The sequence below is a fragment of the Pseudomonas sp. A0308 genome (assembly GCF_044218815.1).
In the GTDB taxonomy this organism is placed as follows: domain Bacteria; phylum Pseudomonadota; class Gammaproteobacteria; order Pseudomonadales; family Pseudomonadaceae; genus Aquipseudomonas; species Aquipseudomonas iridis.
Genome location: NZ_CP162581.1, coordinates 516,457 through 542,419 on the forward strand (window position 1 = coordinate 516,457; position 25,963 = coordinate 542,419).

General features: G+C 58.0%; 21 protein-coding genes and 1 tRNA gene. 6 read left to right on the forward strand and 16 right to left on the reverse strand.

Annotated features, from left to right (window positions below; genetic code table 11):
• Positions 1 to 23: 23 nt before the first annotated feature.
• From AB4P92_RS02335 to AB4P92_RS02380, 10 genes are all read right to left on the reverse strand, one after another.
• The gene (locus tag AB4P92_RS02335) at positions 24 to 653 is read right to left on the reverse strand and encodes a hypothetical protein (protein ID WP_047300889.1); all 630 of its coding nucleotides are present in this window, start codon (positions 651 to 653) and stop codon (positions 24 to 26) included.
• Between the two features lie 17 nt (positions 654 to 670).
• Positions 671 to 2,368, reverse strand: a complete 1,698-nt coding sequence (locus AB4P92_RS02340; protein WP_395598781.1) for a putative porin — start codon at positions 2,366 to 2,368, stop codon at positions 671 to 673.
• Positions 2,369 to 2,407: 39 nt separating this feature from the next.
• A complete protein-coding gene (locus tag AB4P92_RS02345; protein WP_395598782.1) occupies positions 2,408 to 3,112 on the reverse strand; it encodes an energy transducer TonB in 705 nt (234 codons plus the stop codon).
• A gap of 3 nt (positions 3,113 to 3,115) precedes the next feature.
• The gene (locus AB4P92_RS02350) at positions 3,116 to 3,541 is read right to left on the reverse strand and encodes a biopolymer transporter ExbD (RefSeq protein WP_007915482.1); all 426 of its coding nucleotides are present in this window, start codon (positions 3,539 to 3,541) and stop codon (positions 3,116 to 3,118) included.
• A gap of 11 nt (positions 3,542 to 3,552) precedes the next feature.
• Positions 3,553 to 5,352, reverse strand: a complete 1,800-nt coding sequence (locus AB4P92_RS02355) for a DUF2341 domain-containing protein (protein ID WP_395598783.1) — start codon at positions 5,350 to 5,352, stop codon at positions 3,553 to 3,555.
• A gap of 12 nt (positions 5,353 to 5,364) precedes the next feature.
• A complete protein-coding gene (locus AB4P92_RS02360; protein WP_395598784.1) occupies positions 5,365 to 6,963 on the reverse strand; it encodes a ShlB/FhaC/HecB family hemolysin secretion/activation protein in 1,599 nt (532 codons plus the stop codon).
• A 52-nt stretch (positions 6,964 to 7,015) separates the two neighbouring features.
• Positions 7,016 to 7,627 carry a transposase gene (locus AB4P92_RS02365; protein WP_196304147.1) on the reverse strand — a complete coding sequence of 204 codons (612 nt, stop codon included), beginning with the start codon at positions 7,625 to 7,627 and terminating at the stop codon, positions 7,016 to 7,018.
• 285 nt (positions 7,628 to 7,912) lie between these two features.
• Positions 7,913 to 9,121, reverse strand: coding sequence for a DSD1 family PLP-dependent enzyme (locus AB4P92_RS02370; protein WP_395599648.1), 1,209 nt, complete (start codon positions 9,119 to 9,121; stop codon positions 7,913 to 7,915).
• 74 nt (positions 9,122 to 9,195) lie between these two features.
• Positions 9,196 to 10,524: a D-arabinono-1,4-lactone oxidase gene (locus AB4P92_RS02375; RefSeq protein WP_395599649.1), complete on the reverse strand. Its 1,329-nt coding sequence runs from the start codon at positions 10,522 to 10,524 to the stop codon at positions 9,196 to 9,198.
• A 76-nt stretch (positions 10,525 to 10,600) separates the two neighbouring features.
• Positions 10,601 to 10,963, reverse strand: coding sequence for a c-type cytochrome (locus tag AB4P92_RS02380; protein WP_395598785.1), 363 nt, complete (start codon positions 10,961 to 10,963; stop codon positions 10,601 to 10,603).
• 379 nt (positions 10,964 to 11,342) lie between these two features.
• Between AB4P92_RS02380 and AB4P92_RS02385 the strand changes: the two genes are divergently transcribed.
• Together AB4P92_RS02385 and AB4P92_RS02390 are read left to right on the forward strand one after the other, a co-directional pair.
• The gene (locus tag AB4P92_RS02385) at positions 11,343 to 12,968 is read left to right on the forward strand and encodes an NADP-dependent glyceraldehyde-3-phosphate dehydrogenase (protein WP_395598786.1); all 1,626 of its coding nucleotides are present in this window, start codon (positions 11,343 to 11,345) and stop codon (positions 12,966 to 12,968) included.
• A 46-nt stretch (positions 12,969 to 13,014) separates the two neighbouring features.
• Positions 13,015 to 14,055, forward strand: coding sequence for an FUSC family protein (locus tag AB4P92_RS02390; RefSeq protein ID WP_200614553.1), 1,041 nt, complete (start codon positions 13,015 to 13,017; stop codon positions 14,053 to 14,055).
• A gap of 4 nt (positions 14,056 to 14,059) precedes the next feature.
• On the opposite strand, the gene AB4P92_RS02395 is transcribed toward AB4P92_RS02390, so the two are convergent.
• On the reverse strand, positions 14,060 to 14,953 hold the full coding sequence (locus AB4P92_RS02395; protein WP_339474108.1) for a DMT family transporter: 894 nt from the start codon (positions 14,951 to 14,953) through the stop codon (positions 14,060 to 14,062).
• A gap of 149 nt (positions 14,954 to 15,102) precedes the next feature.
• On the opposite strand from AB4P92_RS02395, the gene AB4P92_RS02400 reads away from it, so the two are divergent.
• On the forward strand, positions 15,103 to 15,540 hold the full coding sequence (locus AB4P92_RS02400) for an Lrp/AsnC family transcriptional regulator (protein ID WP_042558961.1): 438 nt from the start codon (positions 15,103 to 15,105) through the stop codon (positions 15,538 to 15,540).
• Positions 15,541 to 15,597: 57 nt separating this feature from the next.
• Positions 15,598 to 15,924 (forward strand): YceK/YidQ family lipoprotein, encoded by a 327-nt coding sequence (locus tag AB4P92_RS02405; protein WP_395598787.1) that lies wholly within the window; start codon positions 15,598 to 15,600, stop codon positions 15,922 to 15,924.
• Positions 15,925 to 15,989: 65 nt separating this feature from the next.
• Here AB4P92_RS02405 and AB4P92_RS02410 read toward each other — a convergent pair whose 3' ends face one another.
• Positions 15,990 to 16,661 carry a Bax inhibitor-1/YccA family protein gene (locus AB4P92_RS02410; protein WP_007915443.1) on the reverse strand — a complete coding sequence of 224 codons (672 nt, stop codon included), beginning with the start codon at positions 16,659 to 16,661 and terminating at the stop codon, positions 15,990 to 15,992.
• A gap of 122 nt (positions 16,662 to 16,783) precedes the next feature.
• Here AB4P92_RS02410 and AB4P92_RS02415 point away from each other — a divergent pair.
• Positions 16,784 to 16,871, forward strand: a tRNA-Ser gene (locus AB4P92_RS02415).
• 412 nt (positions 16,872 to 17,283) lie between these two features.
• Positions 17,284 to 20,367 carry an autotransporter outer membrane beta-barrel domain-containing protein gene (locus tag AB4P92_RS02420; protein ID WP_395598788.1) on the forward strand — a complete coding sequence of 1,028 codons (3,084 nt, stop codon included), beginning with the start codon at positions 17,284 to 17,286 and terminating at the stop codon, positions 20,365 to 20,367.
• A gap of 413 nt (positions 20,368 to 20,780) precedes the next feature.
• Here AB4P92_RS02420 and AB4P92_RS02425 read toward each other — a convergent pair whose 3' ends face one another.
• From AB4P92_RS02425 to sctS, 4 genes are all read right to left on the reverse strand, one after another.
• Complete coding sequence (locus AB4P92_RS02425) at positions 20,781 to 23,567, reverse strand: hypothetical protein (RefSeq protein WP_395598789.1); 2,787 nt, start codon at positions 23,565 to 23,567, stop codon at positions 20,781 to 20,783.
• Positions 23,568 to 23,795: 228 nt separating this feature from the next.
• The gene (locus AB4P92_RS02430; RefSeq protein ID WP_261735294.1) at positions 23,796 to 24,839 is read right to left on the reverse strand and encodes an EscU/YscU/HrcU family type III secretion system export apparatus switch protein; all 1,044 of its coding nucleotides are present in this window, start codon (positions 24,837 to 24,839) and stop codon (positions 23,796 to 23,798) included.
• The gene (sctT, locus tag AB4P92_RS02435; RefSeq protein ID WP_395598790.1) at positions 24,832 to 25,677 is read right to left on the reverse strand and encodes a type III secretion system export apparatus subunit SctT; all 846 of its coding nucleotides are present in this window, start codon (positions 25,675 to 25,677) and stop codon (positions 24,832 to 24,834) included. Before sctT ends, AB4P92_RS02430 begins: the two co-directional genes overlap by 8 nt.
• Before the next feature lie 13 nt (positions 25,678 to 25,690).
• On the reverse strand, positions 25,691 to 25,960 hold the full coding sequence (sctS, locus tag AB4P92_RS02440) for a type III secretion system export apparatus subunit SctS (RefSeq protein ID WP_261735292.1): 270 nt from the start codon (positions 25,958 to 25,960) through the stop codon (positions 25,691 to 25,693).
• Between the last annotated feature and the right edge of the window lie 3 nt (positions 25,961 to 25,963).

Consider the following 25,963-nt stretch of genomic DNA (forward strand, 5'->3'; position numbering starts at 1 on the left):
TCCTTGTTTATCAGGCTTTTTAATCAGTGCGAGAGCGCGGCTTGCGGCGCGTCGAATTGAGTCTTGTAGAGGTCATCGCCAAACCCTTGGGCCAGTTCTTCGAACTTGACCCGTGCGCTGCCCGCGAAGGGCTGGCGGATCTTCATCACCTCGGCGACATCGATGTTTTCGTAGGCCGTGAGGATCTGTTTGGCGACGCCGTACATCTGCTGATTCTTGGCTGAACATTGCTGCACTTGTGTGTCACGTTCAGTCAATTGCGCTTGAAGCTTAGACCGTTCTGCTTCTTTGGCACGGGCCATGACAAGCAACTCGTCATAGGCCTTTTTGAACTTTCCGGTCTGCTCGTTGCTGGCCGCCACTTGCGCCTGCGCCTGGCTGTGCAGGCTCTGCTGCTGCCCGACTAACTGGTCGGCAAGGCTTTTGGTCTTGGCCAGTTCAGCGGTCAATTGCTTGATTTGCGCCTGCGCGGCCTTCACCTCGTTCTGCGCCGCCAATTGTGCGGCGCTGGCCTGGGCCTGCTGACTTTGCAGGGCCTGGAGCTGCTGGGTGGTGCTGCGCAACTGCGTGCGCAAGCGTTCTTCCATGCCTTCGGCACTGGCACCTGTGGCGATCAACATCCCAAGCCCCAGCCACAAAAATCGCGTACGCATAACCCTCTCCCGGCGCCTTAGAAGCGCGTGTTGATCTCAAGCTGCAAGACGTCGATGTCGAACGGCGCGCCATACACCGCCTCGGTGCTCATCCAGCGACCGGTCGCCGAGACGTTCTTCGCCAGACCGTAGTTGCCGCCGAGGAAATACCCTTTGGCATTGGTGCCACCGAGGTGGAATGACGAATCGTTGAAGCCGTCCGGCAAGGCATCCGGCTGGATGTACTTGTAGCCGGCGAAGAGGTTCCAGTCGCCCTGCTTTTTTAGGTCCAGTTCATTGCCGAGAGTGAATTGCACCATCCAGGCATTGGCGCCGCTTTCGATCTCGCCGTTGCTGTCGAGGTTGTTGACGATCTGTCCGGCCGAACGCTTGCGCATGTCGCCTTCGTCATAACTGAGGTTGTGGATGTAGTTGCCCTGGCTGCGCAACTTGAAATCTGCCGGCAAATCGGCGTCCCACACCAGGTTCAAGTCGAGCAGGTTGAACTCGGAGGCCAGGCCGACAAACTGCGGTTGCGCCGTGGTCGTCGGGTTGGCCGGGTCAGGCGTGATGTCACGCAGCAGGAACACGCTGTTGCCCTTCTGCATGAACGCCGCGCGGCTGCCGTCGCTGTCGCAACCGGGTGCGCCGGCCCACGGTTCGCAGGGGCTGGAACGCTGGCCCTGGATATCGTCGAAGCGGTAGTAAGCCAACGCACCCTTCAAACGGTTGTTGCTGTTGATCGCCCACTTGGCGCCAAGCTGCGCGCCGTACAGCCATTTGTTGTCGCTCTCTTCCTTGTCGAAACCGTTGCTGCTGCTGGTGTCGTTGGTGTAATCCACCGGGAACGCACCGACGGTTCCGAATACGCCCCAATCGTGGTTGAGCTTGTGGTCGAAAATCGCTGCCACGCCATCGAAGTTGAGGTCGTTTGAATAAAGCATGTCGGTGGACATGAACGGGTTGGCGAAGCGGCCACCGGTCAGGGTCAGTTCTTCTGTCGGCTTCCAGTTCAGGTAACCCTGATCGAGCCAGATATCCTTTTTCGCGAAGCCGCCGCCGAGGTTTTGCGTGGTCGACACCGGATTGTTGTCGGAGCCGGTGCCGATGCGGATACCTGCGGTCCATTCCGGCGAGATCAGCGCTTTCATGCCAAGGCGCGCGCGGATGCGGAACTGGTTTTCGCGATCTTCGCGGGTGTTGAGCAACGGCGGCAGGCTGGTGCTGCTGTTGGGGTTCACGTCGTACGGGCCGTTATTGTTGAGCTTGGCGAAGTCGACGATTTCGTTGCTGTTGTTGCCTGAGTAGTAACGCGATTCGTCACGCAGACGAATGTCGCCGTCGAAGCTGATGCGTGAGGCCCATTCCGGGAAAGTGTTGGGCGCTGCCCAGTTTTCCTGTTTGGCGGTGGCCATGACTTCGGCTTTGACCTGATCACGGATCTGGTCACGCACCGCCGCAGGCACGTACTGCACACGCACGTCGCCCGGCGCTGCAACCGGCCCGGCTGCGACCGCAGTGGAGGCCGCAGCCTGTCTGGCTTGTGCGGCTTCATTTTGCGCCTGAGCGATCAGCGCGTCGGCCTTGTCCTGTTTCAGAATGCCCTGCTCGACCAGCAAGCGGATCAGATTGATCGTGGCGTTCTCCGAGGGCGCAGGCGCTGCCACGGCCTGACCGACCAGGGTCGCGATGACCATGCCGACCGCCAGGGACAATCGATTCACGTTGGAAATCATCTGCACACAACTCCTTTTGGCAAAACTGTAAGAATTCGGTTAACCCGGGCGCCGCCCTTGCAGGGACAGGCGCACGGGCAAAGTCATAGAGGCCGGTGGCCGTTCGCTTAAGTGCGGCGCATTGCGCAGCGCCGCTAAAACCTGGGTGTCTATTTCAGGATTACCGCTGGACTTGATCAGCTCGACCCGGGTGATTTCACCGACGCTGCTCAGCCAGACATCAGCCTGCAAGGTGAACGCGAGGTTGCGCAGGTCTGGGTTCTCGCGCAGCAGCTTCTGAAACGTGAACGCCAGAAACTGGCTGTACGTGCCCGTCCCCAAGCGTCCGCCCCCGGCACCCGCCATGCCGCCACCCTTGCCGGCGCCGATGTTGAAAGCGTCGTTGCCGGACTGCGCATCGCCGTCCATTTGCATCGGGTTGGCCAGATCGTCCGCCGGCGATGGCGGCGCCTCTTCTTCAGGCTTGACCTCTTCGGGCTCAGGCGACGGCTCGGGCTCGACGACTTTTTCTTCCACCGGGGTTTCTGGTTCGGGAGGTTTCTCCGGCGGCGGTGGCGGTGGTGGCGGCAACGGAATGATCGTCGGCACCTTCGGCGCTTCGCGGCGGATACCGCTCATGTCGTTGGCCCACTGCCACAGCAGATACGCGGCGAGCGCGCCGAGCAACAGCCCGGCGCCCCACTTCACAAAACGCAGCGGCGACTTTTTCACGGGCAGCGGCTCGATGGGCAGTTGTGCGGTCATGTCTCAGCCCTGACTCGGTTTGCCGGTCACGAGACCGACCTGGGACAGTTCGAGCCGGCGCAACAGATCCAGCACCTCGATGACCTTTTGGTACTGCACCGTCGCGTCGCCGCGCACGATCACCGGAAAATCCGGGCTCTGCGCCTTCTCGATGCGCAAGCGTTCCTCCAGCTCGGCCAGTGTCACCGGGTAGGCATCGAGGAACACCTGGCCGCCATCGTTGACCGAAATCGCCTTGGTCTTGGCCTCCGACAGCGACACCGAAGCGCTGGCCTTGGGCAAGTTGATCTGGATGCCGGAGACCTGCGCGGTGGCAGTGAGGATGAACATCACCAGCACCACCATCAGCACGTCGACCAGCGGAGTGATGTTGATGCTGTCCACCGCTGCATCTTCATCATCGTCATGGGAGGCATTTACGGACGCCATGTCAGTGCTCCTCAGGCCAGTACGGAAGTGTTGGCGTGATGGCCGCGCTGATGCGCCGACTCACTGAACTGGCTCTCGCCATGCATCTCCGCCAGACGGGTGATGAACTCGTCGACGAACACGCGCATGTCGGCGCTGACTTCCTTGTTGCGGGTGATCAGGCGGTTGTAGCCAAACAGCGCCGGGATCGCGACGAACAGACCCATAGCGGTGGCGAGCAAGGCTGCGGCCATGCCCGGGGCGATGGCGTTGATGTTGACGTCACCGGCCATCGCGGTGCCGAGAAACACCACCATGATCCCCAGCACGGTGCCGAGCAGGCCGATATACGGGCCGCCGGCAATGGCGTTGGACAGGGTCGAGAGTTTCGAGCTGAGGGCTTGATTCTCGCGGGTGCGTACGCCGTCCATTGAGCAGCGGATGGCTTCGATGGTCGCGGCAGAAACCGAAGACGTATCGGCGCCCTGCTCGCGGCGGGTGCGAATCTCTTTCACCGCCACCAGATACAGGCGCCACAGCGACGAATGCTGCAAGCGCTGGGCGAGCTGGGTGTCGTCGGCGAACATTTCAAGACGCGTGCCGACCTTGGCGAACTGCTCGCGGAAATCCTCGTTGGCTTTGCTGACACGACCCAGGGTGCGGTTCTTGCGCAGCATGATGATCCACGACTGGAACATCATCAGCACCAGCACCGCGATGATTACCCAGGCGTCCACGGGCACCGCGTTGAGCAGAAAACCAAGGCTGCCGAAACCGTAACCGGACTGCTCTTCATCGACGCCGTAAGCCACCAGTTTCGACTCGGCACCTTGCGACGTTGCGTCGGCCAGCAACAACGGCGCCGGACGCGCGACTTTCGACAGGCGCAGCTCATCGATCGCACCCACGAACGGCTGGAAAGGACCTTCTAGCAGATCCGCCCCCACGGCCATGACCGAGTTGAACGCCGGCATCGCCAACGCCAATGTCGCCCCTTCGCGACCGTTGATGAACAGCGTGACTTTGGCGCCTTCAGCGGTGAGTGCAACGTGTTGCCATTGGCCCGGATTCAGCGGCTGAGTGGCGACGGCGCGCTGGCCGTCGATTTCCACAAACGGCACGCCTTGGTTGGCGCCAATCAACAGGCTGTTGGCGCCTTCACGGCGGGCCAGAATCAATTGCTCGCCAGTGGCCTGGTCCAGTCGCAGCCAGGCACTGAAGGTGAATGCGCTGCCAGCGTTGTGTTGCAACGAAGGGCTGGCCGGCAGCAACAATGGTTGGCCGCTGAACTGCAACGCTCGCCCCACTACGCCGTCAATCGCCGCGCCGGTCGCGCTCTGCGCGGTGTTGCCGTAAGCGGTGGTGTCTTTGGCCGGGGTGCCAGTGGCGCCGTCGAAGTGATAAAGCGCCGTGTAATTGGGGTCGAACGTCAATTGGCCGTTGCCGGTCGCCGGAGCTTTCTGGTTGCCGTAATACATCCAGATGTCCTGACGCTGACCGCCCTCGACATTCGGCACATCGACCCAGATCAGCGCCATGCCCATCAGCGCATCGAAACTTTCGATCTGGTGGTTGAGCACGGTCTTGTCATCGGCAGCGACGAAACGCAGATCCGAGCCGTCTTCCTTGACGCCATCGAAGGTGAAGTTGCCGGTGTGCAGGCGCACCAACAGCGCGGTGCGGCCCAGCGGCTGATTGATCGCGGCGCCTTGCGGCGTGGTGTCGACGGCGATCTGTTTGCGGTAATGCCAGTCGTCCTGCCACCAGGCCTGAGCCGTGGCCGGAAGCACGAAGCCCAGGCAGATCAACAACGAAAGAATGAGGCGCTGCATGAACGTGCTCCTTTAGAAAGTGGCTTGAAGGTTGAAGTGCAGGCGCGATTCCTGTTTCGAGGTGTTCGGCCCTTCGAGTAGCGGGTAGCCCCAGTCGAGGCTGCCGGACAGCCATTTGCTCAGGCTGGCGCGGGTGCCGAGGCCAACGCTGGCCAGGGCGTAATTGGCGTCCTGATCCGGCAGTTCGTCGCGCAGGTAGAGTTGCGCGCCTTCGGCGAAGGCGTAGAAACGCCAGTCCTGCATCCACGTGCCGGCGAACCTGGCCAGCGATGGCGTGCGCAGTTCCTGGCTCAGCAGGTAGCCGTCATCGGCAGTACGTTCGGCGGCCAGATAGCCACGCACCGACGTCGCACCGCCGGCGGAGAACTGTTCGTTGGAAATCAGTGGCCCCGAGGCGAGTTGAAACGCGGCTTTGCTCGCGCTCTGCCAGTCGCTGTCGAAGGTCCAGGTGTAACTGGTGTCGCCCTTGAGCACAGCGAAACTCGGCTTGGCGCGGTAGCGTTTGTAGTCGAAGTCTTCGTCATCGCTGCCGTAGCCGAAGACGCTGCGCGTGGCCGCGACCAGACTCAGGCCGAGGCCAAGCTGGCTTTTTTCGGTGTAGCGATAGCCGTTGTAGGCGAAGGTGAATGGCGCGTACTGCAGCGGAACCTTGTCACTTTCGCCGGACAGGGTCAGGCGCTCGTCGAAGTCTTTGAAGTCGATGCCGGCCGACAGCGAATTCGACCAGTTGCCGCTGGACGGCAGCGTGTAAATGGCCGACACACCATAGGAATGGCCCTTGCCCAACACGTTGCTGCCGCCGATGGTGGCGACGTTGCTGTCGGACTGGTAACCGGAGAACTGCACACTCCAGCGACCCGTGAGTGGCGCGGTGTAGGAACCTGACCAGACCTTGGCGTTGTCGGTCTCTTGCGGTGCAGTGAAGAACGTCAGGTTGACGCTGTGACCAAGCTGCCAAAGGTTGTTGTAACCGAGGCTGGTGACGGTGCGCAATTTTTCAGTGTCGGCGCTGTAGTCGTTGTTCAGACCCACGCTGGCGGTCCAGGGGTTCTGGTCTTCGACCTGCAAATCAACGTCCATGGTGCCGGGGCGCTGACCTTCGCGAACCAGCGGCATGACCTGGCGGCCCGGGGTCTTGTTCAGTTGCGCCAGTTCGCCCTGGACCTTGGCGAAGTCCGGCACCTCGCCTTCCTTCAGCGCTGGCACGTCGTCGCGGATATCCAGCGGCGAATAATGTTTGGCGCCGACCACACGGACTCGTCCGACCTTGGTTTCGCTGACTTGCAGATAGACAATGCCGTCCGCTACCGCTTGCTCCGGCAACTCGACGAACACCGATTGATAGCCGCGTTCCTGATAGGCCTTCTGCAACGCATCACGCGCGCCCTCGATGTCGGCCAGAGCTTTTTGCGGGCCGAGAAACGGGTACACCGCCTCTTCAATCGCCCGTGCATCGAGCACCGTATTGCCGCGCACGAAGTATTCGTTGACGTCGACCAGACGCTGCGCCGCTGCACTTTCGCCAGCCTCTTCGGCCAACGCCGGCTGCACGCCCGCCGTCACCAGCAGCCAGCCCCACAGCACCAGCCGTGACGTGAAAATCTGTTCCACACTACCCCCTGAAATTCGCGTTGACGTGTCGGCGTTCAAACGCCCTGTTGCATCAGTTATTGGCTATCGAGGCGCCGGCATGTTTGCCGAGCCAGGTGTGCAACAGCGCGAAGTTCAAGGAGAACTCGGGCATTTGCAGCAAGGCGCCGCAGAACACTTCGCCGATGATTTTCTGGATGAGTTGCACCGCACGCGGGTTGTTGAGCAGCGTGGCGATGTCGCGACTGAGGACGTTGAAACTCCAGACTTTCTGGTTCAGGCCCAGGCCTACGAACCAGCGGAACAGCAGGTTGTAACTCAGCTGTTCATAGAGCTGCTGTTCGCTGGGCACCGAATACAGCAGTTGCAGGAGCAGGATGTGCATGACCGTTTGCGCGGGAATGAGCATGCCGGGTTCGGCATTGAGGTCGTGCAGAACGTCGCGGTGGGTATCGAGCAAGTCCTCGATCTGTGGGCGCAGCAAAACCAGTGAATGGCCCGGCGGAATGTAGCTGGACACCTCTTTCAAGGCGCCCTGCCAGTCATCCTGCGAGACGATCCAGACCCACGGCGCGCCGTAGCGATACACCGAAACCGGCTTCTTGCGCGCGGCTTCGACGATCTTCGACAGGCGTTGATCGAGTTCCTGCATGCCCACTTTCGAGTAGCGTTCCATAGTCCCCACTGCCTCACTCCCGGCGTCCCGCCTCGGCTTGTGAAAAGCGCCCCGTTGGGGCCCTCAAGCGCGTTACATAGGCATGACCGGACAGGCGATGGGCTACCGAACTTTTGTCATAAAAGCTTCATTACTCGAAAGTTTGAATGGGGTCTCACATACACCACAAAACCTTGTGGGAGCTGGCTTGCCAGCGATGGCGGTGTGTCAGCCAACTACCAAGGTCGCTGACCTGACGCCATCGCTGGCAAGCCAGCTCCCACAGGGGACGTGGCGTTTGGCTTGGATGCGTTTTCAGGTATAAACCGCCCAGCTGTCAACAATCTTGCCGCCACGCACCGCCAGCAAATCACCGAATTGCAGGAGGACGGCTTCGGTCTGGGTCGGGCGCAGGAAGACCTGATCCTCGATCTTCAGGCCCACCGCATTCGAGCCGTTGACCATTTCCTGATTCGAACTGCGGCCGTAAACAGTGTTGCTTTGCAGTCCCTGCGGCGATTCGAACTCGGCCATCCAGTTGCCGCCGTAGATGAAAAAGGTCTGTCGCTGATTCTGGTCCCACCATGAGAACAGTTTCGACTTCTCGTCCAGCGCCGGGATGTTGACCGCTCCGGTGCTTTTCAGCACGGGCGTGGCAATGTAAGTGGCCGGTACATGATCGACCAGGGACCGGAGATCGTAGTGCGTCGGCTTGAGCATTGCCGTACCGACTGAAACTTCCGTGCTCAGGGTTTCCTTTTCATGGATGCGATAACTCGGGCTGCCAGCGGTGTTCAGGCACAAACCGTCATGCCACAACCCCGGAAATTGCTGGCGGGTGAAATCAACGCAGCGCTGATAAATCACCATGACCCTGGCAAACAATTCCTCGGGCGAACCCAGAATCCCCGGCACCCCCATGCCCACGAACGGGTCGTAACCCATGAACCCGGAAAACTGCAGGTGCTGCGGGTTGGCACTGATCAGCGCGAGCATCTGCCCCAGCACGTTCACGTCACTGACCCCGCCGCGATGCAGGCCCACATCCAGCTCGATGTTGATGCGCATCCGCGTGCCCAAACCCTGCGCCAGCGCCAGGTACTGCTGCAAACGCTCAGGGCTGTCGAGCAGCCATTGCAACTGCCTGGCAGGATCAAACGGGCCTTTGTGGATCTGATAAAACAGCTCGGCCGAACGCACCGGCAACGGTTTGCCGAGCAAGATATCCGACTGAGCAAACGTTACCGCATCGTGATTGAGAAACGGCTGATGAAACGACATCAGTTTTTGCGTGCCGGCACGTTGCGCGATATAGCTGAGCAACCCTGGCGATGGCAGCGACTTCTCCACCAATCGCAACTGCTTGCCGCCACGTTTGACCGATTGCATGACCACGTCGATGTTGTGATCGAGACGATCCAGATCAATCAGTAGCACCGGGCGCATCGGCCCCTTTTTCCTCAGTTCTTTATTCAGCGCCCGGAAATAGTCGCTATAGGGCTCACCGCGATCCCCCGGCCGCAACCACGCGCCGACGCCCACCAATAAAGCCCCGACACCCAACGTGCCGAGCACAAAGTTACGTCGATTGACCGCCATCAGCTCACCCCCAGAATCGACGACAAATGCGCATTGAGAAACCGCGCGCTCGGATCAAGCGCCTGGCGCACCTGGGCAAACTCACGCCAGCGCGGGTACAGCGGTTGCAGGTTTTTCGCGTTGAGCGTGTGCAACTTGCCCCAGTGCGGGCGGCCGTTGTATTTCCAGAAGATGGGCTCGACGGCGGCGAACAGATTGTGATGGTCCATCTGGTAATGCTGGTGCACCGAGATCGAACAGCTGTCGCGACCCTCGAACATGCTCAGCGGGATGTCGTCGGCCTTGACGTAGCGATACTCGATGGGAAACCAGGTGCGCAGGTCTTTGTCATGTATCAGCTTGAGAATCTCGCGCAGGCAGGCCGGGCCGTGTTCGGCAGGCACCGAGTACTCCATCTCGTTGAAGCGCACGGTGCGTACGTTGGCATAGATGTCGAACGAGTCGCCGACCCGGTCATCGAAACTCGCCAGATGCCGCAGGCTGTTGAGCATCGTGCGACGCAGCTCGGGAAAATCGCTCGCGTACTTGTCAATCTTTTCAATCAGGGTCACGAACTCGTTGCCGCCCTCCTCTTCGGGACTGATCGGCGGCGTGGCCGGGTCGTCCGTTTCATTGAGGGCGATGGACAAGGCGTAGTCGGAATGGGTAACCACGAGCATTTCCCAGTGCTGATTTTCGCGGGTATTGGTGTCGAGGTCTTCCAGCAGCTCTTCGGTTCTGGCGATCCACTGGCGTTCGCGCAGGCGATAGGCCGGGCGGTTTTGCAGGCGAATTTTTGTCGCCACGCCGAGTGCACCGAGGGATACGCGGGCGGCATTGAACACCTCAGGATGGCGCTGACTGTCACAGTCCAGCACCTCACCGCTGGCCGTCACCAACTGCATGCCGCAGACATGGGCCGAGTAGGACTGGAAGTTTTTGCCGGTGCCGTGAGTCGAGGTGGCAATCGCGCCGGCGAGGGTCTGATAGTCGATATCGGCCATGTTTTGCAGCGCTTGGCCGACGTCCTTGAGGGGCATGCCCATGCGCGACATCGGTGTGCCGGCGGCGAATTCGGCCTGCAGGTTTTTCGGGTCGTGATCGAGCAGCCCGGTGAAGTAGCTCAACGACAACAGCGTGCCGTCGGTGGGCACCAGGGCGCTGAACGAATGCGCCGAGCCGACCGGACGAATCGTGCCTTGAGCCTGACGAATCACTGCCGTCAGCTCATCCAGATTTTTCGGCGCCAGACGCGCCGCCGGCAGGCAGCTCTGCGCGCCCGACCAGTTGCGCCAAGGGATCAGCCGTGGCGCGCGCATCAATTGGCCCAATGCCGGGTTGCTCGCCAACGCACTGAACGCGCCAACAATGCTCGCCCGTTGCAACAACTGACGCCGTGTCAGATCCATCGTCATGCGCGCACCCTTATTCTGGAAGAGGCTGGTCGGCCATGAAGCCGATCAATTGCAGGAACTGCTCTTGCGAACACTCAACGCATTGGCCCATCGGTGGCATGCCGTTGTAGCCGTTAATGGCATGGTCGAGCAGTGTGTCGGCGCCCTGCTGGATGCGCGGTTCCCAGGCTTTGCGGTCGCCAGTGAGCGGCGCATTGGCGGCCGGGTTGGCGTGACAGAGTTGGCAACTGTTGGCGTAGATCTGCGCCAGTGCCGGGTCGGACGGGGTAGCGCTGCTGGCGATGCTGGAAGTTAACGCCGGTTTGGCATCGTCGCCGCATCCGAGCAGCATCGTGGCCAACGCCAGCAGCAAAGTGATCGGGATTGCCCGCATAACGATCCTCAAGGGTGGCCCCACTTATTGTTGTGATCACACCTTAAGACAGCGACGCCAGAGGCTTGAGGGCATTGCGGGACAGCGAGGGGGACTTCGACGGCCAGTTGGGCTCACTTCAGGATTGGGCACACCACAAAACCCTGTGGGAGCTGGCTTGCCAGCGATAGCGGTGTGTCAGTCAATGAAGATAATGAAAGTACCGGCCACATCGCTGGCAAGCCAGCTCCCACATAGTTCGCGGTGTTGCTAGCCCCTCTGTTCTGCGCCTTTGCGTGACATTCGAGTGACATTTACGGGTTTAAATTTCGCCGCATTCAGGCGTATAACCTGTAAAGACTTTTTGATCTGCACGCGGACATCAACACGGGGTAGCGACATGACCACAGCAAACATCCTTGGCAACCTGTTCCCTTCTGTCAGCGACATCCCGGAAAAATTCCGCCTCGACGGTCAGGTCGAGCAACGCGAATACCTGGTCGACGGTGAATTGCGCCGCTGGGACGGCCCGCTCGCCACGGTTCGCAGCCCGGTCTATTTGCACGGCGAAAATGGCGATGAGCAAGTGATTCTCGGCAGCACACCCCTGCTCGACGCCGACACTGCCCTCACCGCGCTGGACGCCGCCGTCCGCGCCTACGACCGTGGCCAGGGCCTGTGGCCGACCATGCGTGTGGCCGAACGCATTCAGCACGTTGAAGCGTTCCTCGGGCGCATGCGCCAGCAGCGTGACGCAGTGGTCAAGCTGCTGATGTGGGAAATCGGCAAGAACCTCAAGGACTCGGAAAAAGAGTTCGACCGCACCTGCGACTACATCGTCGACACCATCAATGCGCTGAAAGAACTCGACCGCCGCTCCAGCCGTTTCGAACTGGAGCAGGACACGCTCGGGCAAATTCGCCGCGTGCCGCTCGGCGTGGCGCTGTGCATGGGCCCCTACAACTATCCGCTGAACGAGACCTTCACCACGCTGATTCCGGCGCTGATCATGGGCAACACCGTGGTGTTCAAACCGGCCAAGCTTGGCGTGCTGCTGATTCGCCCATTGCTCGAAGCATTCCGCGACAGCTTCCCTACCGGTGTGATCAACGTCATCTATGGCAGCGGCCGCGAAACGGTCAGCGCACTGATGGCCAGCGGCAAGATCGACATCTTCGCCTTCATCGGTACCAACAAGGCCGCCAGCGACCTGAAGAAACTGCACCCAAAACCGCACCGCTTGCGCGCCGCGCTGGGGCTGGATGCGAAGAACCCCGGCATCGTCCTGCCGGAAGTCGATCTGGATAACGCCGTCAACGAGGCGGTCACCGGGTCACTGTCGTTCAACGGCCAGCGCTGCACCGCGCTAAAAATACTGTTTGTCCATGAGGACGTGGTCGACAGCTTCATCGAAAAATTCAACACCAAACTGGCCACGCTGAAACCGGGCATGCCATGGGACAGCGGAGTGTCACTGACACCGCTGCCGGAGTCGGGCAAGGTCGATTATCTGCATGGGCTGGTCGCGGATGCGCGCAGCAAGGGTGCCGAAGTGGTCAACCCGAATGGCGGCGAGTCGCGCGAGTCGTTTTTTTACCCGGCAGTGCTGTACCCGGTGAACCCGCAGATGCGTGTTTATCAGGAAGAACAGTTTGGCCCGGTGGTGCCGATCGTGCCGTACCGCCATCTCGATACGGTGATCGACTACGTGCTGGAATCGGACTTCGGCCAGCAGTTGAGCATCTTCGGCACCAACCCGGTGGCCGTCGGACGGCTGGTCGACACGTTTGCCAATCAGGTCGGCCGGATCAACCTTAACGCCCAATGCCAGCGTGGCCCGGACACTTATCCGTTCAACGGCCGCAAGAACTCCGCCGAAGGCACGCTGTCGGTACACGATGCGCTGCGGGTGTTTTCGATCCGCACGCTGGTGGCCACCAAATACCAGGACAGCAACAAGGATCTGATCAGCGAGATCATTCGCGGACGTGATTCGAGCTTCCTGACCACCGACTACATCTTCTGACGAGGACCTTGCACTGAGTACGTTCAGCACCCACCGACTGCCACCGCTGTTGCGCCGAATCCTGCGTCCGCTGCTGGACCCGTACCGGCGCTACCGCCACGCCCGACTGATCCACGCGGTGCGAGTGGCATTGGGGTTGCTGGCAACCATCCTGCTGACCACCGGCATCAACCTGCCTCATGGCGAGTGGGCATCGGTGACCATGCTGGTGGTCATCGGCGGTTTGCAGCACCACGGCAACATCGGCAAAAAAGCCGCCGAACGCGCCACCGGCACCTTGATCGGAGCCGGCGTCGGTTTGTTGCTGGTGGCGCAGGAGGCGTGGCTCGGCATGCCGTGGCTGACCTACTTTGCCATGGCCGTGGTGTGCGGCTTCTTCTCGTATCACGCCATCGGCAAGGGTGGCTACACCGCCCTGCTCTCCGCGATCACGGTATTTATCGTCGCCGGGCACGGCGACAACCCGATCACGGATGGGCTGTGGCGCGGGGTCGACATCCTGATCGGCATTGCCCTGGCGCTGGCATTTTCCTTCGCCCTGCCGCTCTATGCGGTGTATTCGTGGCGCTACAACCTCGCCGATGCCTTGCGCGATTGCGCCACGGTATACGGACGCATCATCAGCGGCCAACCGGTCAGCGCCGACGAACATCTGAAACTGATGGGCCGCCTGGGTGCGGTAATGGTGCAACTGCGTTCGCTGATGCCGTCGGTGTCCAAGGAAGTGAAGATTTCCATGACCGAACTCGATGCCATCCAGCGCAACTTGCGCATGTGCATCAGCACACTGGAGATCCTCGGTAACACGCGCCCCGACGGCAACGACCCCGAAGCCATGGCCCATCTGCAATCAGCGTTGAAAGCCGAGCACCGGCAGATTCGCGTGCAATTGATTGGTATGGCCCGCGCACTCAAATCGGGAGCGACGCAGCGTCTGGATCGGCCAGCGGAGTTGCCGGACGCCAGCCTTGACGCACCGGTTTATAGTGCTTTGGATGGCTATCGATTGCTGACCCGGCAACTCGCCGCAAACATCGGCGAGTTGCGCCAGCGCCTGGCGAAAACCGCGCCGCGATGGAATATTTGACGTTTTACTGCGCAGCCAGTCGCCGAGCCTTGAAACCCCAGCCCTGTTGCATGCCCGCAGCGGCCAGCAGAATCGCTGCCACGCCCACCCATTGCAGGACTTCCAGGCGATGACCAAAGGCTAACCAGTCGACGAAAATCGCTGCAATCGGGTAGATGAACGACAGTGCGCCCGTCAACGCTGTCGGCAACTTCTGAATCGCGCCATATAGCAGCACGTACATCAGGCCAGTGTGAACGATGCCCAGTGTCACCAGGCTGGCCCATGCACTCGGCGCTTGCGGCAGTGCCGAAAAGTGCGCGAAAGGCGCGAGCAACAACACGCCGGTGCAGACCTGGATCAGCGCAATCAAGTGCGGCGGCGTGCCCGTCAGGCGCTTGATGATCAACGCGGCAATCGCATAGAGAAACGCCGCGCCCAGTGCCAGAGCAATGCCCAGCAGATACTGACTACCTCCATCGCCTTGCTGGCCGTGGGCACTGACAATCGCCAGCATGCCCATAAAGGAAATTGCCAGCCAAAACAGCTTTTGCAGGGTAATTTTCTCGCCGAGGAACAGCGCCGCCAATCCGACCAGCATGAACGGCTGCACGTTGTACACCGCTGTACCGATGGCGATCGAGGCCCGGGAATAAGACGCAAACAACAGCACCCAGTTGCCGACAATCGCCACGCCGCTGAGCACCGCCAGCAAGAATGTAGTGCGTGTCAGTAAGCCGGGGCGCAAAAAACCGAAAATCGCGCAGATCAACAGCAAAGTGCCGGCCCCAAACACACAGCGCCAGAACACCACGTCCAGCACCGGTTGCCCGGAAACGAGGACGAACCAGCCGATCGTCCCGGATATCAGCATGGCCGCGGTCATTTCAAATGAGCCGCGACGGATCGGGTTGTCCATCATCAATCTCCTCAGCGTTTGGCGAATGCGTGGCAAAAGTATGCCAATCCGACGCCGGGCCATTCCAGCGCAAAAAGCAGGCTAAACTCGGTTTCTGCCTTTTTTATCGAGGGTGGTTTTCATCAATTGCCTAATGCTGGAGATTGACCATGACCGATGACATCGACCAGATCCTCATCAGTGCCTTGATGGAGGATTCGCGGCGTTCATTAAAGGCCTTGGCGCAAATCAGTGGCCTGTCTTCGCCCAGCGTCGCGGAACGCTTGCGCCGACTGGAAGAACGCGGCGTGCTCAAGGGCTACACCGTCGAAATTGACCCCAAGTGTTTTGGCTATCAATTGCAGGCCATCGTCCGCGTGCGACCGCTGCCGGGGCAGCTGCAAGAAGTAGAACGGCAGATTCTGTCGATTCCCGAATTCACCGAGTGCGACAAGGTGACCGGCGAGGACTGTTTCATCGCCCGCCTGCACGTACGTTCGATGGAGCAGCTGGATACCCTGCTCGATCGCCTTAACAACCTGGCCGAAACCAACACGGCGATCGTCAAGAAGACACCGGTCAAGCGCCGACTCCCGCCAATGGCATGAATGCTTTTTGCCCTCGTTCGGCGTAGATTGAGATTTTTGCGGCTAAGGATTGGCGGTATGAGAGTTCAGGCAGTGATGTTGGCGACGCTTATGCTCGCCGGTTGCGGGACCGTGCAGACGGTAGTGCGCAGTGATCAAGTCGCGGCGGACTATCTGAAAGACAAAAAATCCCACTGCGGCGCCGTTCCGCGGATCTACAGCGGCGTGACCTATGATTTCTGCCTGCTGCACGCAGAGCGGCCGGATGATGTCGATGCGTTCAATTACAACAACGCAACGCCCGGCGTGCTGGTGGATGCGGCGTTGTCGGGGGTGCTGGACACACTGCTGTTGCCTTACACGATCTATAAGCAACAAGCCGATGGCAGCATCGTGATCAATTGATCACCTTTTCTGCAGTCAACAAAAAACCCGCCTAGGCGGGTTTTTTGTTATTTCATGGACTGCGATCAGTCATCGCGGCTCATGATGCCGAAGATCTGCAACAAGCTGATGAACAGGTTGTAGATCGATACATACAGACTGATGGTCGCCATGATGTAGTTACGCTCGCCGCCGTGAATGATGGCGCTGGTCTGGAACAGGATGCAGACCGACGAGAACAGCACGAAACCTGCGCTGATCGCCAGTTGCAGGCCGCTGACCTGGAAGAAGAAGCTTGCCAGCGTTGCACCCAGCAGGACGAAGAAACCGGCGGTGATGAAACCACCCAGGAAGCTCATGTCCTTGCGGGTGATCAGTACGTAAGCCGACAGACCACCGAACACCAGTGCCGTCATCGCGAACGCGGAGCTGACCACTTCAGCGCCACCCTGCATGCCCAGGTAACGATTGAGGATCGGGCCGAGCAGGAACCCCATGAAACCGGTCAACGCAAAGGCGGACACCAAGCCCCACGCGGAATCACGAAGTTTGTTGGTAAGGAAGAAAAGCCCGTAGAAGCCGATCAGCACCACGAAAATGTTCGGGTAGCCAACACGCATCTGCTGGGCAACGAACGCCATCACGCCGCTGAATGCGAGGGTGAGAGCGAGTAGACCATAAGTGTTGCGCAGGACGCGGCTAACCTCTAGCTGCTCAGCCTGCACGCTGTTATTAACTGCGTAATCCTGTTCGCGCATGGCGACACTCCTGTTGGTTTGAAACGTTCAGTCGCAAAGATCATAACAGACGCTCTGTAACAAGCCATGCAGAGAGTTTGACAGTGTGTTTCATTCAGGTATTATGGCGCCCGCAACGCAACGGAGGTGTGGCCGAGTGGTTTAAGGCAACGGTCTTGAAAACCGTCGACTGTAACAGGTCCATGAGTTCGAATCCCATCGCCTCCGCCATATTTGTACCGACAAAGCCCTGATTATTCAGGGCTTTGTCGTTTCTGGCATTCGGGAAATTGGCTCCTCTCTCTATGGATCGTTTCCGCATCTTTTCGGCCATTTCCGCAACCCTCCCCTTCCGACATCACTAGTTCGACCTGGATACCTGAGGATGTGGCTGTCTTCAACGGACAGCGTTCGGCCAATAGCGGTCATCGAATGTCTACACAACCAGTGGCGATTCATGTAGATGGAAATACGAATTGCTGAGTGCTAAAGAGAGCGGCTCGCGCGTAGGAAATTTCCTACAGATCCGTCGGAAAAGCCTGAGCTTTTGCCGCTAAATTTCCTGTTCAAATCTCTCCTCAATGACTTTCGAGCGCTGGCTTGTTTAAGCCTGTCCTGAAAATAATCAATGAATGAGAGATTTATGAACAGCATCTACCGAACTATATGGAATCGCACGCGTACCTATTTTACGGTGCCATCGGAGTCGGCGTCTGACGCTTTAAAATCGCGCAACAGCCTTGTGCGCTTTTCTTCAAAAGCTCCGGCTTTTCCCTTGAGCACATTGTCTGCCAGCTTGTTGTTGGCCTTTTCCAGCATGGGGCACGCCGCTGTTGTGGTCGTCGATGGCACGACCTATAGCGGTTCCGGGACAATGACGACATCAGGTGACAACAACCCTGTATTGCGGGTTATGAATGACGGTGAGGCGACTTGGAGCAACGGCATTCTCAGCACTTCAGGTACGGGCTTGGGCGCTGTGCTGGTAGAAAGTAACTCCACGCTGAATCTGATCGGCATGACCGTAAATTCTCTCATGGCCAAGACGTCTGGGTTGATGGCGTCTGGCGGCTCTACGGTAAACCTTCAAAACACCCAAATCGCTGCACTGGGTAGCAGCGTCGCACTGGATGTCAAAGAAGCAAGCCAGCTACGTGGCAACAATGTACAGATCAACAGCACAGGCTCGGGCCTGCACGTGACGAATTCGACGGCCGATGTCAGTAATCTCGATATTGTTACCTACGGATCTAACGGGTATGGAATTGCAACAACGGGGACCAGTGACGTCAACGTGCGCGGAGGTTCCATTAAAACCACCAATACCAGGGGCTATGGAATTTACGCCACCGCAGGCGGGACGGTGGTGGGGGACGATATTGCGATCAGTACTTCAGGGGACAACAGTCGTGGAGTGCTGGCCTCAGGAGAGGGTGCTCATATAAGTCTGGACGGCGGCAGCATAACCACCACCGGATCAGGGTACGCCTATGGTGCTCAGGCATCCCAAGGGGCGACCGTTGATGTCAAGAACATGGACATCAACTCTAACGCCGAAGCCGTATTTGCTGATGTTGGAGGGACGGTGAATGTTGAGTCGTCAAACCTGCACTCAGCGGCCACTGCCATCTCGGCCAAACAGGGAGGTGTGGTCAATGCGAACAATGTGAAGATCACCAGCGACGGATCAGGACCTATGCTCCGGGCATCTGCAGGCTCAACCCTCAACTTGACTAACAGTGAAGTGGATTTAGGGGAACACGGCTACTGGAGCAGCAAAATCGATGGCGGGAAAGCAACGTTCGATAATGTCCGTATCCACGGTGAGCACGGCGGCATCGGTCTCTACTCTGCATCTGGGGGTACTGTCATTGGTAAGAATGTCGATATCGCTCTCAATGGTAATGGCAGCTACGGTGTCTATGTAGGCACGGACGTCGGTTCATCGTTGAGCCTCGAAGACTCACGTGTTGTGGTCAATGGCACGACCGCTGTCGGGATCGCCGCTCTGACATCGGGCCAGCATAGCGTTCATCTCAAAAACAGCCTGGTCAGTTCCAATGACTATGCCATCAAGGGAGGGGTTCTCGCCGGTGTTGATGTGACCGCTGACGGTTCAACGATTGAAGGCAACATCTTGATGGGCTCCCGTAGCGTGGAGACTAGCGGCAAGAAAATCGAACGTATGACACTGGCCGCCACCAATGGGTCGCGACTGAAAGGCGACGTGTCGATCGATCATGATCACACGCTAGACAGCAGCATCAACCTTGAAAATGGTTCGACCTGGCAAGGTGCAGCGCAATGGCTGGACAAACTGGGTGTAAACAGTGGAAGCGCCTGGACAATGACTGGCGACTCTTCGTTGGGTGCTCTTTCGTTGAACGACGGCCGTGTCAATTTCGACCACGCCAACGGCTTGTTCAAAACGCTGACGGTGGGCAATTTGAGCGGCAATGGCAGCTTCTTGCTCAACACTGACCTGGCAACGCTGCAAGGCGACTTGCTCAAGGTTGAAGGACAAGTTGACGGGGAGCACACGCTGATCGTTGCCGATTCCGGCCACCAGGCCCAAGGTGGTGCACTGATGCTGGTGGATACCAACGGCGGCGCGGGCAAGTTCGATTTGTACGGAGGTAAAGTCGACGTGGGTGCCTTCCGTTATGGCCTCGAACAGCGTGGCGATGACTGGTACCTGGCCGGCACTGCCGAGGATGCGGGCGGTGGCGAGGGGCCAGTGGGTGATACCGGTGGTGGTGCCGGAGACATCGTTGCGCCAATTGATCCCATTATCAGCAATCCTCAACCAGAGAACCTGAGTAAGGGCGCGAACGCTGCCATCGCTCAACAGGCGGCGGCCACAGGACTCATCGGTGCGCAGATGAATGCTTTGACCAAACGACTGGGCGAGTTGCGTATGGGCAATGATGAGGGCGGTCTGTGGACACGTGGCTTCGGTAAGGAGCAGCGTATCGATACAGGTTCCAGCCGTGCCTTTGAGCAGCAGGTCAACGGTTTCGAGATCGGCGCCGACAAGGCCATTCCTTTCTACAACGGCAAGCTGTACCTCGGCGGTATGGCCGGACAAGGTGAGGCTCGACAGAACTTCGGCGAAGGCAGCAAAGGCCAAATCGACAGCGCCATGCTCGGCACCTATGCCACCTACATCGACCAAAACGGCGTGTACGTTGACAGCGTGCTGAAATACACCCACTTGGACAACAAGGTCGACATCACTAGCAATATGGGCCAGAAGGTCGACGGTAAATACAAGAATCACGCAATTGCGGCGAGCGTAGAGGTTGGCAAGCAAATCGATCTTGGACAAGGCTGGTTCGTCGAACCACAACTGGAAGTGCAAGCGTTCCGCGTGGGCAGTGGCGATTACACCGCAAGCAATGGCTTGAAAGTCGAACAGGACGCCGTTACTTCCGTTCAGAGCCGAGTTGGCAGCCTGTTCGGTCGTAACATGAAGCTGGATAATGGTATGACTGTGCAGCCATACGCCAAAGCATCGTGGATTACCGAGCATGCCGGTGACAGCCAGGTGAGCGTCAACGATGTAAGTCTGGACAGCAAATTGCCCGGTTCGCGGGCGGAAATCGGTGGCGGGGTAATCCTGCAAACCGCCGAGAAGCACAAGTTCTTCATCGACGCGGAGTACACCAAAGGCGATGGTATCGAACAGCCTTATTCGGTGAACGTAGGCTACCGCTACGCGTGGTAAAAGCTTCCTGAAGGCAGTTTCAGATAAGCGACCAAGACCCGGATCTTTGAATTCGGGTCTTGGTCGTTTGTACTTTTGTTGATAACAATCAGCAGGTTCATTTCGTTATTTCAGACAAGAAACAATTCCCTCCCAGGAAAGTAACCGCCGCCTGTAGCCAATTGGGGCACATGACTAGTACGCATTGACGTTTCTGTTGGCAATTAGGCGTTTAGACAGCTGTCCGATTATGGCCGCGAACTACCGCTTCTGACCGGCTGCTTCAGGCTGATTCATGCATAACGCGAAAGGTTCCGACGCCCCAAAGCAGAGACCGAAACAGGCTATCTACAGCAAGCCGCAAACACATGTTGAACCCAAAAAATCTGCCGCCCTCAGGCGGCAGATTCCAATGTCAGACGTTCCGATATGAATTACAGTATTGATAGCGCAGGTCGTCCCCTATTTGTCGCTTCTTCACCAACACTATCGTGTTCAAGCGCGGCATCCAGCACCTTGTTAGTATGGACAACTTTATTATCGCCATCACCCTCGTAGTCAACATGTTTGACTCCGTCCAGCCGATTAATCGACGATCCGTTTTTCCCATCTTCCTCTTTGAAGTGATTCCACTCCCTTGACTGATAATCGAACATACTTTGATCATCGGGCGTATCACGCTGACCGTAATGATGAATGGCGTATCGGGCATATTCGATTTTATCCTGCCAGCCCGACTGAAGCAGGCCTTCCTTGTCAAGATCGGCGTACCAGTCACTTTCTGCGTTAGTCGCGTCCTGTTCTTGTTTGTGTTGACTAAAAACCGACACGACCGCACCGGCAATACCCAATGCCGCACCGACCAGGAACAGAGGGCCCACGGCCACTGCTGCAGCAGTGGCGCCCAACAGCCCGGCAATCCCGATTCCGCCTGCAGCCACGCCTGTTGCACCTCCGACGACCTGCAAGCTACCGGCGACTTTCAAGAGTGAATCGTCCTTTTCAATACCTGCCTTGATATTGAAAGCGCCAAGCACGACATCCAGTGCGCCTCCGGCGAAATCTGTCACGGCTCCCAGAACCTTTAATGCTGAACCGCCCAATTTCGCAGGCATCGACATCGGCACTTTGGCATCGGGTTCAACGACGGAGCTGGCCAGACTTGCACTATCTGGCATGCTCGACGATGTCGGGCGCCCGATTGTGCTATCGAAAACTGTATCGTCGATGGACGAAAGCCGCTGAAACTCTTCGTTAAAGTGAGAGAAAGGCTCATTTTTCAGCCTGCTATCAATGGCATTCAACTTTTCGTTGACAGTATTTGACGACGTGTAAGGTTTTTCGTCTGGCGGAGCACTACCTAAAGGTCCTTTTGCATCCCAGATCTCCGGCAAGGTCTTATCAAGCCCCAAAAGTTCGAAAGCACCGTTTTTCGTCAATGAATCAAACATTCCGGTTTTGATAAATTGAGAGCTGTTAGAGAGGAAGCTAATGAAGTCTTTGGAAATAGCCACCCGTTCCAAAGGATCGTCAGACAGTTTTCCACCTTGTCCGACCAACTGATAGATGCCGCTCACCAGTGAAGCGGTTCCCGATAAAGAGCTCAAGATGCCTTGGGAGTTCATAACACTGAATGCCTCCTTGAGCTTGGCGCGTTCGGCCGACGGTATGTAGGTTTTATCGACGACCTCCTTTATCTCTGCCTCAGTGACAACGCCACGGCTTTTGAACTCATCCAGTGCAGCCATCGCTTCAGAACTCTTGGCTTTATCCAGGAGAAATCCATTGACGAACTGATCCATGCTGTCTTGAACGCGCTTGGGAACATCAATCCCTACATTCTTTATGGCCGCCTTGGCCACTGCAAAAACGTCCTTTATAGCCAGTTCCTTGTTTTCAGCACTGACCTTTGACGCATCGCCCTGAAGACTATCGAGCTGCACGGTCAGGCTATTGCAGGTGAGTGTATCCGTGGCTTCCTTGGCCTTGACCGGATCAAGTAGTGTCAGGCTTCCAATCAGTGCAGACACATCCTTCTGCGCAATGTCCCCTTGCCCGCTGCCGTTCATTTTCTGCAGGTAGTTCGTGTATTCGGGACTGGTCAGCTGCTGCACCAGGCTTTCAACCAATTTGTCACGATCCGGCACCGTGCTGATCGCGTCGCTCAGACTTTGCTTGTAGTCGCTGGCGATATCTTCATTGGCAAACAATTCAGTCAGGCGAGCATCCACCTTGTTTCCGTCAATGATGTCCTGCTCATCGGCAGCCGTCAGTTGAGTTTTCTTTTCATCCATTTCTCGATAGGTCGTATTATTGAACCGGACATCTTCTACATAGCCGGTCAGACCTCTGCCATTTTGCAGCGCCCCCTGAGCTTCAATGGCCATCACCAACTTGGCCTTTGGATCATCCTTATCAATCGAGCCGTCGGCGATACCCTGAGTATATTTATCCAACAGCGTCGTAGTGGCTTTTTGCGATACCGTCATATCGTCTGAGCTTTTTTTGCTGAGAATGTCCAGATCATCCAGTTTACCCAGGCCATGCTCTTCTCGCGTCTCGGAGACTTGTTCGGCGTCGGCATTCGTATGTAAGCCCGCCACACGGTCGTAAAGCTCAGGATTAGTACTCTGATCGACGATGTATTTGGTATCTCCGGACTGACCATTTTTCCTGTCAGTCCCCTCAAGTTCAATCAGACCGTTTTCCGGTTTCCCAGGGTTATCAATGTCACTGGCGCCCAGATATAGATCTGAATCCGCGAGCGTGGCCCCCTTTCCCAGAGCCTTATCGAGGGCGGCTTGCTTGGCGTCCTCCGAATTGACAGTCGAAGGTTGATCTTGCACCAACTCCGGTGGCGGCTTCGTCGCACCCGAGTCCGCAAGCAGACTGGCGGCATAGTCCTTGAGCAGAGCAAACAGTTTAGGCGCGTTCTCTTTCAAAACTTCCGTCAGCTTTCCGTCTGCGGACACATACACAGCGCCAGTGGCTGTGTTCAGGTCGCCGTTCCAGTTAATCTGCAGCTCGGCGTTCAAGGCCGGTGGCGGGGTCGAGTCGGACGCGCGCAGCACCTCACCTCCGAGCAAGTTCTCCGAGTTCGTTTGATTGCTTCTGGACGTCGCGTCACTCAACTGGCTGTTGAAAACGCTGGCATCCTGATTGATCGCGAGCGAGCCAGCATTACCGGTGTCGGTCATAGATGAAAGTGAGTTCAGACTCATTGTTTTTTTCCTCACGCTGATTTTCGTAGCGACGACTTACCTCACGGCAGATCCGTCACGGGTCGAGCACCCCAACCCCATCTCCCATTTCGGGTGACAAAACAGAGGTGCGTACACGCGCCCAATAGCGTTCGAAACTCTCGGCGCTGGGCGACGTCGGGTGACGCTGAGCGGAAAGCATCGGCCCAGGTCGAATGAGTTTTTTGCGCCTCGGTTTAGCCCTCAGGCTCATAACAAGCGCGCTCCCACTAACAGATCGGCGACAACCTGGAACGTGTCGTCTGGCAGTGGGCTGCCTACCGGGCGTAACGCAATCCGGGCGGCCAGTTCGGCGTTCACGGCAACAGGTTTGTTAAGGCGTCGGGCGTCATCGAGCAGCGCGTGCGAACCTTCTGCCTGTGCTCGACAGACGATTACCGGGACGGGGGTTTCTCCCCTGACATATCGAACACCCACGACCCAACCACCCGCCGCACCGATTAGCAAAGTGGCGTGATGCACACCTCGCTTGGCGGTCGATGCCTGCATCTCGCTACGCTGACGGTTGCGTTCACGGCGGATCAAAGGGTCTCCGTCCATATCCTTGTGTTCGCGCTTTTGATCGCTCTTGCTCATGCGCATATCCTTTGCGAACAGCCATCGCTGAATCAGTACGTCGACCGCCCCTACAAGCAGAAAAGCCGCAATACCAGTGATGACCAGCGGTGTGAGCAATTGGAAGAATGAGCTGTAAAGGCAAGCGGTACCGCAGGCCGATGACTCCATCAGGTTCTGCAACCCATTGCGATAAACCAGTACAAATGCCACTCCGAGCGCCAGCATCTTCAACAACGCCTTGATCAGTTCGATCAGACTGCGCATCGAGAAAATCCGCTTGAGCCCGGCCACCGGGCTGATTCGTTCGAACTGCGGCAGGATCGGCTCGACCGCAAATACGGCACCACCCATGACGAGAATATTGGTAAGGCTGACGACGACCACCGTCACCGCCAGAATCGGTACAACGGCGCGCACCAGAAGGCTCTGAGCCATGCCCATGATTCGCGGCCAGACTGTCTCGAAGGGCTCGACATACACCCGCGCAACCAACTCCAGAAATGCCCGAACCTGTTGTTCCAGCTCTGCCGACGTCGCGACCAGATAGAGCGTGCACGACAGAATGACGAGGCCGGTGACGAGATCCTGACTTTTGGAAACCTGCCCTTTCTTGCGCGCATCACGCAACTTCTTCGCCGAGGCCGGCAGGGATTTCTCCTCACTGTGCTCACTCACGGACGCTCCCCTCCATCGACAATGGCAGCGGTGCTTTGGCGGCCATTTCCAGCACACTAAACTGGCCGCGCAGCTGGCCAAGCTGGGTAAAGAAGATGGGCAGCAGAAAGCCCACATACACCACCATCAAGAATGCGAAGACGAGGTTCTTTACCGGTAAGGACAAATCGAAAAGATGCAACTGCGGGGTCATGCGAGAGAGGTAGGCGAGTAGTAGATCCGCCACCAGCAAGGCGATGATGATCGGCGCAATCATCATTACGCCGACCTCCATTACGTTGTCGAGCAGGTTGAGTGTTGCCAGCGCCATGGCCTGATTGACGATCGGAGAAAAGTCGAAGGCCGGCCATAATTGATAGCTGCGATAGAGTGCGTCGAGCAGGAGGCTGAAGCTGCCGGACATGAAAAACAACGCCGTCAGCGTGATGCTCAGCAGAGTTGCAGTGATGCTACTTTCTCCAGAGCCCAACGGATCAAGCAACTGCGCCATCGTCGCCCCGCGTTGCAGGTCGATCAGCTCGCCTGCCACCTCTGCGGCCCAAAAGGGGATGCCGAACATCAGGCCGATCAACAGGCCGACGAGCATCTCTTTAGCTAACAAGCCTGACAACATGAAACCCGAGGGCGCTTCGATCGCGGACAGGGCCTGGAACACCGCCGGGGCCACGGGAACGGCAATCACCACCGCAACCGCCGCACGCAGCATGCCGGTCAAACCAAGTCGATTGAAGGCCGGTGTGATCAATACGACACCCAGCACCCGCGCTACCGCCAATGCAAATGCGGTAATGAGCGGATAGACCACCTCAAAAAAGCCATCGAGGTTATGCAAACTCATCGTGAGCCCGCCATCAGCGTGTCCACGCTGCAAAGTTGTCGAGCACCTGACCGGCAAGGTTGCCGACCTGATTAGCCAGCAGCGGCCCGACAATCATCAGCACCAGCAGAACTGCAACCAACTTGACCGCCTGAGGAAGCGTCTGATCCTGGATCTGCGTCAACGCCTGAATCAGACCGACGCCAAATCCCACGACAATCGCAACAATCAATGCAGGCGCAGACAACAGCAGCACCAGCATTAACGCGTCATTCATCAGGGTAAGAAAAACATCCTGGCCCATGCG

Coding starts and splice junctions, on each gene's coding strand:
- AB4P92_RS02335 (WP_047300889.1), bottom strand. CDS start 653: ATGCGTACGCGATTTTTGTGGCTGGGGCTTGGGATGTTGATCGCCACA.
- AB4P92_RS02340 (WP_395598781.1), bottom strand. CDS start 2,368: ATGATTTCCAACGTGAATCGATTGTCCCTGGCGGTCGGCATGGTCATC.
- AB4P92_RS02345 (WP_395598782.1), bottom strand. CDS start 3,112: ATGACCGCACAACTGCCCATCGAGCCGCTGCCCGTGAAAAAGTCGCCG.
- AB4P92_RS02350 (WP_007915482.1), bottom strand. CDS start 3,541: ATGGCGTCCGTAAATGCCTCCCATGACGATGATGAAGATGCAGCGGTG.
- AB4P92_RS02355 (WP_395598783.1), bottom strand. CDS start 5,352: ATGCAGCGCCTCATTCTTTCGTTGTTGATCTGCCTGGGCTTCGTGCTT.
- AB4P92_RS02380 (WP_395598785.1), bottom strand. CDS start 10,963: ATGCGGGCAATCCCGATCACTTTGCTGCTGGCGTTGGCCACGATGCTG.
- AB4P92_RS02385 (WP_395598786.1), top strand. CDS start 11,343: ATGACCACAGCAAACATCCTTGGCAACCTGTTCCCTTCTGTCAGCGAC.
- AB4P92_RS02395 (WP_339474108.1), bottom strand. CDS start 14,953: ATGGACAACCCGATCCGTCGCGGCTCATTTGAAATGACCGCGGCCATG.
- AB4P92_RS02400 (WP_042558961.1), top strand. CDS start 15,103: ATGACCGATGACATCGACCAGATCCTCATCAGTGCCTTGATGGAGGAT.
- AB4P92_RS02405 (WP_395598787.1), top strand. CDS start 15,598: ATGAGAGTTCAGGCAGTGATGTTGGCGACGCTTATGCTCGCCGGTTGC.
- AB4P92_RS02410 (WP_007915443.1), bottom strand. CDS start 16,661: ATGCGCGAACAGGATTACGCAGTTAATAACAGCGTGCAGGCTGAGCAG.
- AB4P92_RS02420 (WP_395598788.1), top strand. CDS start 17,284: ATGAACAGCATCTACCGAACTATATGGAATCGCACGCGTACCTATTTT.
- AB4P92_RS02425 (WP_395598789.1), bottom strand. CDS start 23,567: ATGAGTCTGAACTCACTTTCATCTATGACCGACACCGGTAATGCTGGC.
- sctT (WP_395598790.1), bottom strand. CDS start 25,677: ATGAGTTTGCATAACCTCGATGGCTTTTTTGAGGTGGTCTATCCGCTC.
- sctS (WP_261735292.1), bottom strand. CDS start 25,960: ATGGGCCAGGATGTTTTTCTTACCCTGATGAATGACGCGTTAATGCTG.